13 protein-coding genes are annotated in these 13,124 nt (G+C 68.0%); 3 read left to right on the forward strand and 10 right to left on the reverse strand.

Annotated elements, in window-relative coordinates:
• Positions 1–19: 19 nt before the first annotated feature.
• From ABZV44_RS03285 to ABZV44_RS03300, 4 genes are all read right to left on the reverse strand, one after another.
• On the reverse strand, positions 20–955 hold the full coding sequence (locus ABZV44_RS03285; RefSeq protein WP_354831285.1) for an NADP-dependent oxidoreductase: 936 nt from the start codon (positions 953–955) through the stop codon (positions 20–22).
• A 380-nt stretch (positions 956–1,335) separates the two neighbouring features.
• The gene (gene dmpG, locus ABZV44_RS03290) at positions 1,336–2,400 is read right to left on the reverse strand and encodes a 4-hydroxy-2-oxovalerate aldolase (protein WP_354831288.1); all 1,065 of its coding nucleotides are present in this window, start codon (positions 2,398–2,400) and stop codon (positions 1,336–1,338) included.
• 12 nt (positions 2,401–2,412) lie between these two features.
• Positions 2,413–3,321 (reverse strand): acetaldehyde dehydrogenase (acetylating), encoded by a 909-nt coding sequence (locus tag ABZV44_RS03295; RefSeq protein WP_354831289.1) that lies wholly within the window; start codon positions 3,319–3,321, stop codon positions 2,413–2,415.
• Positions 3,322–3,379: 58 nt separating this feature from the next.
• Entirely contained in the window at positions 3,380–4,165 is a 786-nt protein-coding gene (locus ABZV44_RS03300) for a 2-keto-4-pentenoate hydratase (RefSeq protein WP_354831291.1), read from the reverse strand.
• Positions 4,166–4,317: 152 nt separating this feature from the next.
• On the opposite strand from ABZV44_RS03300, the gene kstD reads away from it, so the two are divergent.
• From kstD to ABZV44_RS03315, 3 genes are all read left to right on the forward strand, one after another.
• Complete coding sequence (gene kstD, locus ABZV44_RS03305; RefSeq protein ID WP_354831294.1) at positions 4,318–6,021, forward strand: 3-oxosteroid 1-dehydrogenase; 1,704 nt, start codon at positions 4,318–4,320, stop codon at positions 6,019–6,021.
• A 265-nt stretch (positions 6,022–6,286) separates the two neighbouring features.
• Complete coding sequence (locus ABZV44_RS03310) at positions 6,287–7,147, forward strand: MaoC/PaaZ C-terminal domain-containing protein (protein WP_354831297.1); 861 nt, start codon at positions 6,287–6,289, stop codon at positions 7,145–7,147.
• 344 nt (positions 7,148–7,491) lie between these two features.
• The gene (locus ABZV44_RS03315; protein WP_354831300.1) at positions 7,492–7,839 is read left to right on the forward strand and encodes a hypothetical protein; all 348 of its coding nucleotides are present in this window, start codon (positions 7,492–7,494) and stop codon (positions 7,837–7,839) included.
• 21 nt (positions 7,840–7,860) lie between these two features.
• Here ABZV44_RS03315 and ABZV44_RS03320 read toward each other — a convergent pair whose 3' ends face one another.
• From ABZV44_RS03320 to ABZV44_RS03345, 6 genes are read right to left on the reverse strand one after another with little or no spacing between them, the layout of a single operon-like run.
• The gene (locus ABZV44_RS03320) at positions 7,861–8,406 is read right to left on the reverse strand and encodes an RNA 2'-phosphotransferase (RefSeq protein WP_354831303.1); all 546 of its coding nucleotides are present in this window, start codon (positions 8,404–8,406) and stop codon (positions 7,861–7,863) included.
• 47 nt (positions 8,407–8,453) lie between these two features.
• Positions 8,454–8,909 (reverse strand): hypothetical protein, encoded by a 456-nt coding sequence (locus ABZV44_RS03325; RefSeq protein WP_354831306.1) that lies wholly within the window; start codon positions 8,907–8,909, stop codon positions 8,454–8,456.
• The gene (locus tag ABZV44_RS03330) at positions 8,906–10,180 is read right to left on the reverse strand and encodes a DUF58 domain-containing protein (RefSeq protein WP_354831308.1); all 1,275 of its coding nucleotides are present in this window, start codon (positions 10,178–10,180) and stop codon (positions 8,906–8,908) included. The genes ABZV44_RS03325 and ABZV44_RS03330 overlap by 4 nt, the downstream gene beginning before the upstream one ends.
• Positions 10,181–10,187: 7 nt before the next feature.
• The gene (locus tag ABZV44_RS03335; RefSeq protein ID WP_354831310.1) at positions 10,188–11,150 is read right to left on the reverse strand and encodes a MoxR family ATPase; all 963 of its coding nucleotides are present in this window, start codon (positions 11,148–11,150) and stop codon (positions 10,188–10,190) included.
• A gap of 20 nt (positions 11,151–11,170) precedes the next feature.
• Positions 11,171–11,674: a hypothetical protein gene (locus ABZV44_RS03340; RefSeq protein WP_354831313.1), complete on the reverse strand. Its 504-nt coding sequence runs from the start codon at positions 11,672–11,674 to the stop codon at positions 11,171–11,173.
• 49 nt (positions 11,675–11,723) lie between these two features.
• A complete protein-coding gene (locus ABZV44_RS03345; RefSeq protein WP_354831315.1) occupies positions 11,724–12,665 on the reverse strand; it encodes a DUF4129 domain-containing protein in 942 nt (313 codons plus the stop codon).
• Positions 12,666–13,124: the final 459 nt, after the last annotated feature.

A 13,124-nucleotide genomic window follows, 5' to 3' on the forward strand; every position in this document is an offset into this window, starting at 1 on the left:
CGATTATTCGCCCCGCCCCTCACTCGACGCTCAGCACCACTTTGCCCACGGTCTGCCCCGACGCCACGATCTCGTGCGCCTTCCCCGCCTCCTCCAGCGGCAGCGTCTCGGCAATGGTCGGCCGCAGCTTCCCCGCGTCGACCAGCTCCGCGATCTGCTCCAGCGCCCAGTAGTCGGGTTCCACCGAAACACCCGCGAACCGGCGCCCGGCTTCCTTCACGGCCCGCTCCAGCTCCGGATTCACATGCTCGAGAATCGTCACCAGCACCCCACCCGTCTTCAACACCTGAAGCGACCGCGCACCGTCAGCGACAGAGTCGAAGACACTATCGACATCCTTCACGACCGCGGTGAAATCGGTTGTCCGGTAATCGATCACCTCATCCGCGCCGAGGCTCTTCACGTAGTCGTGCTTCCCGGCACTGGCCAGCGCGATCACATACGCACCCCGCGCCTTCGCAATCTGCACCGCCAGATGCCCGACCCCACCGGCCGCCCGGTGGATCAGCACCCGATCCCCCTCCTTGACACCCGCCTTGTCCACCAGCCCCTGCCACGCGGTCAGCGCCGCCAGCGGCAGCGCCGCAGCCTCAACATGGCTCAGCGACTTCGGCTTCCGAGCCACCTGCCGCGAGGGCGTAGCCACATACTCCGCGTAACCCGTTGCGGCCCTGGGAAAGAACGGCATCCCATAAACCTCTTCCCCGATCTCATAGCGCGCCCCCGGCCCAGCAGCCTCCACCACCCCGGAAATATCCCACCCGACCCCGAACGGCGGCTCCCCCAGCAACGGGAACGCCCCCGACCGCACCGCCACATCAACAGGATTGACCGCACTGGCCTTCACCCTGACGAGCACCTCCCCCGACAACAACTCCGGCTTCTCGACCTCCACAACCTCCAAAACCTCAGGCCCACCAAAGCTCTTCTGAATCACCGCACGCATCGCCTTCATCTCCCTGACGCTGTCACTCGGCCCGTTCCTCGAACCGAACATCGACAACGTTAGGCAGGGCTAGAAAGACTTTGAATGCCACAGAGTCTTAGATTTTTATCCCTACGTATCCATGCAGAGACGTACGTGACCACGAAGGCGGTGTTCAAATACTCAGCGTCGGTAGTTCCGCTTATCCTCCAACACACCAAGATCGACCGCGCCGCCCGCAACCGCCTTCTGCAGCCGCGCCAGCGCGGCCGATCGCCGTCGCACGTCATACATCCGTCGCACCCAAGCCCACAGTGACCGCACGCTGAACCACCCCTCGGCCGAGGCATCGGTACTGAACAAGACTGGGCCGCAACCGGAGTCGGTTGCGGCCCAGTGACTGGGTGGAGTCAGGCGTTGGCGGCCGACTTCTCCTTTTCGCGCTGGAGTTCCAGGGCGATGTCGATCAGCTGGTCTTCCTGGCCGCCCACCAGCTTGCGCCGGCCGGCGCGGACGAGCATTTCGGCGGCGGAGACGCCGTAACGTTCGGCCTGGCGCTCGGCGTGACGCAGGAACGACGAGTAGACGCCGGCGTAGCCCATCATCAGGGCCTGGCGGTCGAGAAGGCATTCGCTCGGCATGGCCGGGCGGACGACGTCCTCGGCGGCATCGGTGACGGCGAAGAAGTCGACGCCGGTCTTGATGCCGAGCTTGTCACAGACGCCGATGAAGGCCTCGACGGGGAGGTTGCCCGCGCCCGCGCCGAAACGGCGTGCGCTGCCGTCGATCTGGGTGGCGCCGGCGCGTACGGCGTAGACCGAGTTGGCGACGGCCAGGCCCAGGTTCTCGTGGCCGTGGAAGCCGACCTGCGCGTCATTGCCCAGCTCGGCGACCAGGGCGGAGACGCGGTCGGTGACCTGCTCCAGCACCAGCGCACCGGCGGAGTCGACGACGTACACGCACTGGCAGCCCGCGTCGGCCATGATGCGGGCCTGCTTGGCGAGGTTCTCCGGGGTGGTGGAGTGCGCCATCATCAGGAAGCCGACGGTCTCGAGGCCGAGGTCGCGGGCCATGTTGAAGTGCTGGATCGAGACGTCGGCCTCGGTGCAGTGGGTGGCGATGCGGCAGATGCTCGCGCCATTGTCCTGCGAGATCTTGATGTCTTCCTTGACGCCGACGCCCGGCAGCATCAGGAAGGCGATCTTGGCCTGCTTGGCGGTCTCCGCGGCGGCCTTGATCAGTTCCTGCTCAGGGGTTTTCGAGAAACCGTAGTTGAACGAGGAACCGCCGAGGCCGTCACCGTGGGTGACCTCGAGGACCGGCACGCCGGCCGCGTCCAGGGACGCGACGATGTCGCGCACTTCCTGAACGGTGAACTGGTGGCGCTTGTGGTGCGAGCCGTCACGCAGCGACGTGTCCGTGACACGGATGTCGAGATCCGCAGAGAACGGCTTGACGATATTCGAATTGCTCACTGTCGGTACTCCTTACACCCGAGCCGAGATGATCTGGTCGGCCAGCACGTTGCCCACCTGGGTGGCGGCGGCCGTCATGATGTCGAGGTTGCCCGAGTACGGCGGCAGGAAGTCGCCCGCGCCCTCGACCTCGACGAAGATCGAAACCTTCGCCATGCCACCGGAAACCAGCGACGGCTCGTCGAACTGCGGCTCGTTGAGCAGCCGGTAGCCGGGCACGTACTCCTGGATGGACTTCTCCATCCGGTGCACCGACTCGGTGATGGCGTCGCGGTCGGCGTCCTCGGGGATGGCGCAGAAGATGGTGTCGCGCATGATCATCGGCGGCTCGGCCGGGTTCAGGATGATGATCGCCTTGCCGCGCTTCGCCCCGCCGATGGTCTCGACACCGGCGGAGGTGGTCTTGGTGAACTCGTCGATGTTCGCGCGCGTGCCGGGACCGGCGGACACCGAGGACACCGACGCCACGATCTCGGCGTATTCGACCGGAACCACGCGGGACACGGCGTGCACCATCGGAATCGTCGCCTGCCCACCGCAGGTGATCATGTTGACGTTCATCTCGTCGCGCAGCGAGTCGAGGTTGACCGGCGGAATCACGGCCGGGCCGACGGCGGCGGGGGTGAGGTCGATGGCACGGATGCCGGCCTCGGCGTACTTGGGCGCGTAGGCCCGGTGCACGTAGGCGGAGGTGGCCTCGAACAGCAGGTCCGGCTTCTCCGGCAGCGCCAGCAGCCAGTCCGCGCCCTCGGCGGAGGTCTCCAGGCCCAGGCCGCGGGCGCGCTTGAGGCCCTCGGACTCCGGGTCGATGCCGATCATCCAGCGCGGCTCGATCTTCTCCGAACGCAGCAGCTTGTACAGCAGATCGGTGCTGATATTGCCGGACCCGACGATCGCGGCGGTGACTTTGCTTGCAGTCACGGCTTTCTCCTACTCGGTGAGGTCAGTGTCTGTGCGACGCGGCCTGATCGGCTCAGGTCTACGCGAAACCCAGATGGACGGAACCGAGTCCGGCGAACTCGGCGATGAACTCGTCGCCCGGACGGGCGTCGATGGCGCGGGTGCAGGAGCCGGGCAGCACGATGTCGCCGGCCTTGAGGCGCACCCCGAAGGAGGCGACCTTGCGCGCCAGCCACGCCACCGCGATGGTCGGGTCACCCAGCACGGCGTCCGAGCGGCCCTCGGCGATGACCTCGCCATTGCGGGTCAGCACGGCGTCGATGTTCTTGATATCCAGCTGGTCCGGCGAGACCCGCTGCTTGCCCAGCACGTATCCGGCGGAGGACGCATTGTCGGCGATGGTGTCGCAGAGCGCGATCTTCCAGTCCTTGATGCGAGTGTCGATGAGCTCGATGGAGGGCGCGTAGGCGACGGTGGCCTTGCGCACGTCCTCCTCGGTGCAGTCCTCGCCGGGCAGGTCGGCGCCCAGGATGAAGCCGACCTCGACCTCGACGCGCGGGTACAGGTACTTGGAGGTGTCGACCGGAACGTCTTCGAAGACTTCCATCTCCGCGAGCAGGTGCCCGTAGTCGGGTTCGTCCACGCCCATCATCTGCTGCATGGCCTTGGAGGACAGGCCCACCTTGTGGCCCACGACCTTGGCGCCGCCGTCGAAGCGCTGCCGCATATTGATGAGCTGGATCTCGTAGGCATCGACCACGTCGATCTCGGGATGCCGCACGGCCAGCGGATCGATCGGAACCCGGGTCCGCTCGGCCGCCGCGAGCTCGTCGGCCAGTTCCTTACGTAGCGCGTCGGTCAGCACGCTGTGTTCCTTCCATCGGGGGTACCGGCCGGTGGCCATCCAGTAACGAGACTAGAAACTGAAACGAGTTTTTGTGAATAACGTCGCTTCAGCAGTCCCATCTGCCAGACCAACATAGACCAAACCAGGATCGATTCTATAACGTGTTCTACATGACTGATCGGGATTACGACGTGGTGGTGGTCGGCAGCGGTGCCGCCGGTATGTCCGCCGCCCTCACCGCTGCGCACCACGGTCTGCGCACGGTGCTCATCGAAAAGGCCGCTCATTACGGCGGTTCTACCGCGCGATCGGGCGGTGGCGTCTGGATTCCCGGAAACAAGGTGCTGAAGGCCGCGGGCCGTGGGAACGACCTCGACGAGGCGCGCACCTACCTGTACAGCATCATCGGCGACGTGGTGCCCAAGGAGAAGATCGACACCTACATCGATCGCGGCGCCGAAGCCTTCGACTACGTGCTCGACCACTCCGCCCTGAAGATGACCTGGGTGCCCGGCTACTCCGACTACTACCCGGAGGCACCGGGCGGCAAGGCGGACGGCCGCAGCTGCGAGCCCAAGCCGTTCAACCTCAAAGTCCTGGGCGAGGAGCGCTTCAAGCTGGAGCCGGCCTACAGCAAGGCGCCGCTGAACGTCGTCGTCATGCAGGCGGACTACAAGAAGCTCAACCTGATTCGCCGCCACCCGGTCGGCATCGCGCGTGTGCTGCGCGTCGGCACCCGCTGGGCGTGGGGCAAGGTCACCGGCAAGGCGCTGGTCGGCATGGGCCAGGCCATCATCGCCGGCCTGCGCAAGGGCCTGCTGGACGCGAATGTGCCGGTGCTGCTGAACACCCCGCTCACCGGACTGGTCATCGACAACGGCGTGGTCACCGGCGTCGACGCCGAGGAGAACGGGCAGGCCGTCCGGTTCAACGCCAAGTACGGCGTCATCCTGGCCAGCGGCGGTTTCGAGCACAACGCCGACATGCGGCACAAGTACCAGCGCGAGCCCATCACCACCGAATGGACCACGGGCGCGGCCGCCAATACCGGCGACGGCATCCGGGCCGGCATCGCGGCGGGCGCGGACATCGACTTCATGGACGACGCCTGGTGGGGTCCGACCACCTTCCGCGGTGAAGGAAAGCCCTGGTTCTGCCTCGCGGAGCGAAATCTGCCCGGCAGCATCATGATCAATACGCAAGGTCAGCGATTCGGTAATGAGTCCGCTCCTTACGTCGAGGCTGTGCACACCATGTACGGCGGCGAATACGGGCAGGGTGAGGGTCCGGGCGAGAACGTGCCGTGCTGGCTGGTGTTCGATCAGCGCTACCGGTCCCGGTACATCTTCGCCGGATTGCAGCCTGGCCAGCGGATTCCGTCCCGGTGGATGGAAAACGACCTGATCGTCGTCGCGCCCACGGTGGCCGAACTGGCCGAGAAGATCGGCGTCCCGGCCGACAAGCTGGCCGCCACCATCGAGCGCTTCAACGGCTTCGCCGCGACCGGCAAGGACCTCGACTACAACCGCGGCGACAGCGCCTACGACCGCTACTACGGCGACCAGACCATCAAGCCGAACCCGTGCCTGAACAAGCTCGAGGTCGGCCCGTTCTACGCGGTGAAGATGGTCCCCGGCGACCTCGGCACCAAGGGCGGTCTGGTCACCGACAACGATGCCCGCGTGCTGCGCGAGGACGGGACCGTCATCGAGGGCCTGTACGCCGCCGGCAACACCTCGTCCCCGGTGATGGGCCACACCTACGCCGGGCCCGGCGCGACCATCGGCCCCGCCATCACCTTCGGCTACCTGGCCGCCCTGGACATCGCCGCCAAGGCGAAGAACGGCGCGCCGCTGGCCGAGAAAGCATCCTGAACCGTCCCAACCCGGTTCAGGATCGGGTTGGGCGCGAGTCGGGTCACGTCGAGTCCGCGCCCAACCCACCCCGCATGCCCCGCCGTACCGCTCTATCCCGGCGGGGCGCGGACAACTGAACAGCCCGTGCCCGCCGCCGCGAACGCTCTTTCCCGCGGCGGGCCGGGAACCAGACTTTCGAGCGCGACCCGGTCAGCGGGGCGGCGGCTTGCGGGGAGGCGAGCCGCGCCGGACCATCGGACGCGAGTGACGAGGAGAACCTTTCATGCCCATCGATTTGAGTGTCGCGCTCGGCGCGCAGATTCCCGCGCGCGAATTCAGCTGGTCCGCCAGTGATGTGCAGACCTACAACCTGGCGCTCGGCGCGGGCAACCGCTGGACCGACGCCGCCGAGCTGCGCTACGTCGACGATCGCGAGCCGCAGGTGCTGCCGTCCTTCGCGACCGTCGCGCCGTCCTTCCACGAGACCGAGCCGCCGAAGGTGAAGTTCGACGGCATCGACATCGATCTGGCGAAGGTCGTGCACGGCAGCCAGGAGATCATCGTGCACCGCCCGATCCCGGCCTCCGGCAAGGGCAGCATCTCCGGCCGCATCAGCGAGATCTGGGACAAGGGCTCCAATGCCGTCATCTGGCGTGAGGACACCGCCGTCGGCTCCGACGGCGAACCCCTGTGGACATCGCGTTCCTCCATCTTCGCCAAGGGCGAGGGCGGCTTCGGCGGCGACCGCGGCCCCAGCGCGAAGACCGAACTTCCGGACCGGGCACCGGATTTCGAGGTCCTGACCCCCACCCTGCCGCAGCAGGCGCTGCTCTACCGCATGTGCGGCGACCGCAACCCGCTGCACTCGGACCCCGAATTCGCCCGCAATGCCGGCTTCCCCAACCCGATCCTGCACGGCCTGTGCACCTACGGCCTGGTCCTGAAGACCGCGACCGACACCGTCCTGGCCTCGGATGCGTCCCGCGTCAAGGGTTTCCGCGCCCGCTTCGCCGGCGTCATGTACCCCGGTGAGACCCTGCGCTCCCGAATCTGGCAGCAGGACGGGGAACTCGTCATCGCGGTCACCGTCGTCGAGCGCGACGACGCCCCCGTCCTCGCGGACGTGGTCCTCACCCACTCGTAACCCGAACAGAGCCTCGAGATCAGGGAGCTCTCACCGCGGGAAATCGGACAGATTTCCCCCGTGGGAGCTCCCTGATCTCGTTGAGCAGTCGGCGCCGAGGCCGAGACCCGGTGGGTGACACGACAATTCGGCCATAAGCCGCATACCGGATATGGAGATGGCCGCAAATCTGCAGCGCGACAGCGGGATCGGCGACAGCCGAGTTGCTCAAAGCGGCCGAAATTCGATTGAACCTGACCCAAGACGCGCTGGAGGCGTAACGTCTTCAGGCATACGGTGAATATCTAGCTAACCAACTGAATATCTAGCTGACTACTACCGAAAGACATGGAGAAGGTGAACAAATGGCCGCCTGGCAAGTGTTCACGGCCACCCTCGCAACGCTCGTGATCATGGCTGTCACCATCATGAGCCTGCACCACCCCCATCACGATCCGGACCGACTCTCCGTAGAACGCATCCGCGATCGAATCAACAAGGAACGCAGCGTATCAGCGCTGGCAACTCCCGACACCTCCACCTGGTCGCACCTCGCTCCGGATCACCCGCTGGGCGTCCAGGAAGCCCATCGCACCATGCAGCAGCACCGCCGCTGCCCGGTTGCGGAGTGCGCGCGCAAGGCCGCGGCATTCCGGGCGCTCATCGACGCCGGCCGCATCAAGCCGACCCGCATGCCCCCCGCCCTCCAGTAGTCGCCGCGGCGGCCGCCCCGCTCAGAGTCCGGACAGGTATCCGGGCGGGACGGCGGCCACCAGCCAGACCCCATTGGTGCTGACCCGGAATTCGTGCCCGTCGCGGTGCATCGCGCCGGCAGCCACGGTCAGTACCACGGGTCTGCCACGTCGTGCCCCGACCTTGACGGCGGTCTCCATATCCGCCGACAGGTGAACGTCGTGGCGGCGCATGGGCTTCAGCCCCTCGGCGCGAATTCCGGGCAGGGCCGCGGCAACGGTGCCGTGGTAGAGAACCGCGGGCGGCACGGTCGCCCGATACTCCAGGTCAACGTCGACACTGTGCCCCTGACTCGCGCGGATCCGGGTCCCCGTCGCATCGAATTCGAAGCGGCGCTTGTTGTTCCGCGCCACCACCTCGTCCAGTTCGGGACGCGAGAGCGCCCGCCCGTGCCGGCCCAGCGCCGACAGCAGCGTGGCGACGTCCACCCACCCGGCCGGATCCAGCTCGATGCCGATGGCCTCGGGCGCGTGCCGTAGATGCCTCGACAACCGTTTCGAGGTCTTGATCATCTGCTGTTCGTTCATGGCGCGAGTGAACCAGTCCCACAGCCGGATTCGAAGCGATTTTCGGCTCAGCCGCCGGGCGTGTTCTCGGCTCGGCCGACCGTCCGGTCGTCCGTCAGTCCGCGAACCAGCAAGGCGTACAACGCGATCACGGTGAACGGCGCCAGGATCGGCACCCAGGTGAGTCCGGTGGGCAGCACCGTCGCGGCCCCCGCCGCCACCGTGAACACCAGTGCGCCCGCCACCGACGGAATCGTCGTCGGCACCACGCCCACCGGAGCCGACACGGTCGCCGTGTTCAGCAGGTAGGTGGTCGCGACCAGCCCGATGCCGCCCGCCACCAGCGCCCCGGTCCCGACCCAGGCCAGCGCCGCCATGGCCGCGAGCACGGCCAGCACCGCGCACACCCGCCAGCGCCAGCCGGCCACCGCCAGAACGATCACCGGTATCGCGGCCCACGGCAGCACGATGGCCACCGCGCCCGCCAGCAGCAGCCCGGACAGCACGGCGAGGAACTTGGTCATCGGCGAACCCTCACGGTGCGGCGGTGTTCGGGCAGCAGGCGCATGACCTGATCGAGGCGGGTGTCCTCGGGCCAGGGCACGATGTCGACGCCGACGGTGCCCATATCGCGATACATGGAGGTGCGTTCCAGCTGCCACATGCGCGCGAGGGTGGAGTCCAGGCCGTCGCCGAACGGCGTTCCGCGCAGCACGTCGACCACCACCACGACGTGGCCGCGCTTGCGCAGATCGATGAGGGCCAGGGCGAATTGGGTGTCGAGCAGCGTGGAGAAGGCGACGATGACCGCCCCGACGGGCACCGCGGCGTGCGGCGCCAGCGTGCCCTCGGTGAGGATGTGCTCGTCGCCGACATCCAGCACGGCGTCCACGATGCGATAGAACTGGCGGCGGCCGATATCCGGTCGCAGCCAGCGTGGGGTGCGGCCCAGGCACACGACGGCCGTGCGGTCGCCCGCCTGCAACGCGGACTGGGCCACCTGCGCGGCGCCGCGCACCGACAGCTCCAGCGAGTCCGACGCGGGCCCGGGCGCCTGCATCGACGTATCCACCAGCACAACCACATCCGCGGCCCGGTTGGTGAAGCGCTCGGTCACGAACAGCTGCCCGCGCCGCGCACTCACCGGCCAGTTCACGGTGCGCAGCTGATCCCCCGGCGTGTACGCGCGGATATCCGCGTACTCCACGCCCGGCCCGGCCCGCCGGGTGAGATGGGTGCCCATCCGTTCGGGAAGTTCGGTGCGCGGCAGGCGCATCCGCTGCGGATCGGTGATCGGATAGACGTACACCTCCCCGGCGCGCAATCGCACCGAGGCCACCGCCAGCCCGGCCGGGCTCAGCGCGGTCACCCGCATCGGCACCGGATATCGGCCCCAGCGCGGGGCCGACAGCGCCAGCCGCAACCCGGCGGGCGCGGGGCCGGAGTCCACCGTCTCCTCGACGTGGATCTCCATGCTCTGCAAGGGTTCCGGATGCAGCCGCAGCAGTGCGTGCCCGCGTTCCACGAACGCCGCGGCGGTCAGCACCACCTCTTCGGTCTCGAAGCAGCGCAGCACCCCCGCCCCGTCCACCTGGATGAAGGTGCGGGACTGCTGCAGCGGCGCGGTGGCCAGCACCCCGAGCATGGGCGCGGCGAACACCACCAGCTGCCACTTGCCCAGTACCAGCGCCAGCACCAGGGCGGGCACGGACACCGCGGCGAGCATGAACACCAACGGTGCGGGCCGCCAGCGCAATTCGGCCTCGACCGCCGTACTCGTGTCGCGATGCTTCATACGCGCCTCAGGCCTGGGTGGCGCGTGGGACCGGCAGGCGGCGCAGCAGTTCGGAGATCACGTCCTCGCCGCGGATGCGGCGGACCCACATCTCGGGGCGCAACGTGATGCGATGGGCCATGGCCGGCACGGCGAGCGCCTTCACGTCCTCGGGGACCACGTAGTCGCGGCCGTGCAGCAGGGCCCGGGCGCGGGCCATCTGCACCAGGTCGAGCTCGGCGCGGGGGCTCGCGCCGACCTCCACCTGCGGATGCCCGCGGGTGGCCGAGGCGAGGGAGACGACGTAGCCCACCACATCCGGGTGCACCGTCACGAATTCCACCGACTGCCGCATCTCCAGCAGGCCGTCGGCATCCACCACCTGCCCGATCTGGGCGGGTTGCGAGCCGCGTTCCAGGCGGCGGCGGATCATGTTCATCTCGTCGGTCTCCGACAGGTAGCCCAGCCGCAGCTGCATGGCGAAGCGGTCGAGCTGGGCCTCGGGCAGCGGGTAGGTGCCCTCGTACTCGATCGGGTTGTCGGTGGCGAAGACGACGAAAGGCTGTGGCAGCGGGAAGGTTTCGCCGTCGATGGAGACCTGCCCCTCGGCCATGGCCTCCAGCAGGGCGGCCTGGGTCTTGGGCGGGGTGCGGTTGACCTCGTCGGCCAGCAGCATATTGGTGAAGACCGGGCCGCGCCGGAAACTGAAACGGCCCGAATGCATGTCGTAGATCGTCGACCCGATGAGGTCGGCGGGCAACAGATCCGGGGTGAACTGCACGCGGGTGAAGTTCAGCCCGAGCGCGGTCGCGAAGGAGCGCGCGATGAGGGTCTTGCCCAGTCCGGGCAGGTCCTCGATCAGGATGTGGCCCCCGGACAGCACCGCGACCATGATCAGCTGCAGTTCGTCCCGTTTGCCGACCACGACCCGGGATACTTCACGCAGCACCGCGTCGGTGCGCTTGATGGTCACGTCCATCGGTGATGTCATCGCATGTCTCGCATCTCATCTCACATGTTCTGCAGTCGGCGCAGGATTTCGTCCAGGGCCTCCCGGCCGGGGGCCCGATTGACCTGATCGCGCGGTGCCGAGTTCGCCGGGTCCACCCAGCGCCACAGCTCGGGCCCGAACTGCAGCTGTCCCGCCACCTCCAGCGCACGCCGGTTCTTGGCCATCCGGTGCCCGCTGGTCAGTTCGAATTCCTTGGCCAGCAGCGGCCGCAGGTGCCGATCCCAGTCGGCGCGCGAGCCCTCGGAGCGGTCGGCCAGCATCTGAGCGCGCGCCTGCCAGCGGCGCAGCATCTCGACGGGGCCGTTGTCGATGTCGTTGTCGTCCGGTTCGGGCGGGGCGAGCCGGCGCGAACGCTCCACCAGCGACCACAGCAGCAGTCCCAGCGCCGCGGCCACCGGAACGGCGGTGAGGGCGACCAGATGCTCGCGCTGATCGCCGAGAGCGAGCAGCTCGAACAGCAGAGCCAGCGCCACCGCGCCCACCACGATCGCGCTCCGATTCATGGCCGGACCCCCGTTCGATCCGTCGGGGTCCGCACTGCCACACCGTCTTTCATGCCGCCTGCCCCTGTAGATCGGCCAGCACGATGCGGAGCAGCTGCTCGGCGCGCATCCGCTGCCACTCCAGCATGGAGTGCGGGCTGAACCGCGCCTCCTCGAACAGGGCCACCAGCTCCCGCGCCGACGCGTCGTGCAGGAAGCCGCGGTCGAAGGCTCGCGCCAGCACCTCGGACGGGGTGTCGGAGGCCAGCGGGGCGACCTCCCGCGCCTGCGCCAGACCGCGTTCCATGGCGACATAGCAGGCGATGATGGCGGTGCGCGGGTCCTGGCCCGGCGCGATCATGGCCGCCAGGCCCATCTCGGCGACCTTGGCCAGTGAGACCGCCTCGGTGGCCGTGGGCGGTGGCAGAGGCGTGCGCTCCAGCGAGGGCCGGCGATTGGAGCCCACCGCCACCACGACCAGGCCGGTCATGGCGATCAGCACCAGCACGCCGGCGGTGATGCCGACCAGCAGCAGCGCGGTGCCCGTGAGGGTGGGCTCGGGGACCGCCTCCTCCGGCGGTGCCGCGGTCTCCTGTGGCTGCGGGGCGGTCCCGGTGGCGGACACGCTCGGCGGGGTCCCCACCTGGGTCTGCCGCGCCGGCGTTACCAGGTACACCGACAGCACCGCGGTCACGATCAGCGCGATGGCCGCGATCCCGACCAGCAGCAGGAGCCCGAGCCGCCGCAGGCCCGGCACGCGCACCGCGGACTCGCGGTCGGGTTCGGGCATGGCGAGCGGGAGGCGATGCTGGCTGTTGATCACACCCGCCACCAGAATCACCATCGAGACCAGCAGCAGCACCGGCATCAAGGCCAGTGACACCGCCGACGACGGATGTGGCGCCGCGGGTCCTCCGGTTCCCGGAATGTACCCGCGCAGTGCGACGACAGCCAGCATCACGAGCCCGATCAATGCGATCGCGCGTGCTGCCACCGTCCCCACCCCAGTCACGAATACTCCTAACCAGAGTCCAGCGGAATCAGGCACATAGTTACATGCCGAGCGGTCCGTCAGGACCAAAATCGTGAAGCTGGAATCACATACCCGCCGCGCATAAATCCCCCACCTGCGCGGCATCCCGCGCCAGACCCGAAAACCCAGGTCATCCCGGTCGAGGCCGAGCCTGCCGCCGCAACCCCACTTATCACCATCCGTGCACGATCCGGGCAACCCGGCGCGCGGATCAAGATCGTGCGGCACTGCCAGAGGCCGGCCGGTCCCGCGAGGCAGGCGGGCCGCTCGGCCCATCTTCGGCACATTCGAGGCCGGGAGGACACCAGGCCGCCCCCCGGCGGCGCAGCAGCCCAGCGACACAGCAGCCCAGCGACACAGCAGCCCAGCGACACAGCAGCCCAGCGACACAGCAGCCCAGCGACACAGCAGCCCAGCGACACAGCAGCCCGGCGACAC

The organism is Nocardia sp. NPDC004860 (assembly GCF_040609015.1).
In the GTDB taxonomy this organism is placed as follows: Bacteria; Actinomycetota; Actinomycetes; order Mycobacteriales; family Mycobacteriaceae; genus Nocardia.

Coding starts and splice junctions, on each gene's coding strand:
- ABZV44_RS03285 (WP_354831285.1), bottom strand. CDS start 955: ATGAAGGCGATGCGTGCGGTGATTCAGAAGAGCTTTGGTGGGCCTGAG.
- kstD (WP_354831294.1), top strand. CDS start 4,318: ATGACTGATCGGGATTACGACGTGGTGGTGGTCGGCAGCGGTGCCGCC.
- ABZV44_RS03310 (WP_354831297.1), top strand. CDS start 6,287: ATGCCCATCGATTTGAGTGTCGCGCTCGGCGCGCAGATTCCCGCGCGC.
- ABZV44_RS03315 (WP_354831300.1), top strand. CDS start 7,492: ATGGCCGCCTGGCAAGTGTTCACGGCCACCCTCGCAACGCTCGTGATC.
- ABZV44_RS03320 (WP_354831303.1), bottom strand. CDS start 8,406: ATGAACGAACAGCAGATGATCAAGACCTCGAAACGGTTGTCGAGGCAT.
- ABZV44_RS03325 (WP_354831306.1), bottom strand. CDS start 8,909: ATGACCAAGTTCCTCGCCGTGCTGTCCGGGCTGCTGCTGGCGGGCGCG.
- ABZV44_RS03330 (WP_354831308.1), bottom strand. CDS start 10,180: ATGAAGCATCGCGACACGAGTACGGCGGTCGAGGCCGAATTGCGCTGG.
- ABZV44_RS03335 (WP_354831310.1), bottom strand. CDS start 11,150: ATGACATCACCGATGGACGTGACCATCAAGCGCACCGACGCGGTGCTG.
- ABZV44_RS03340 (WP_354831313.1), bottom strand. CDS start 11,674: ATGAATCGGAGCGCGATCGTGGTGGGCGCGGTGGCGCTGGCTCTGCTG.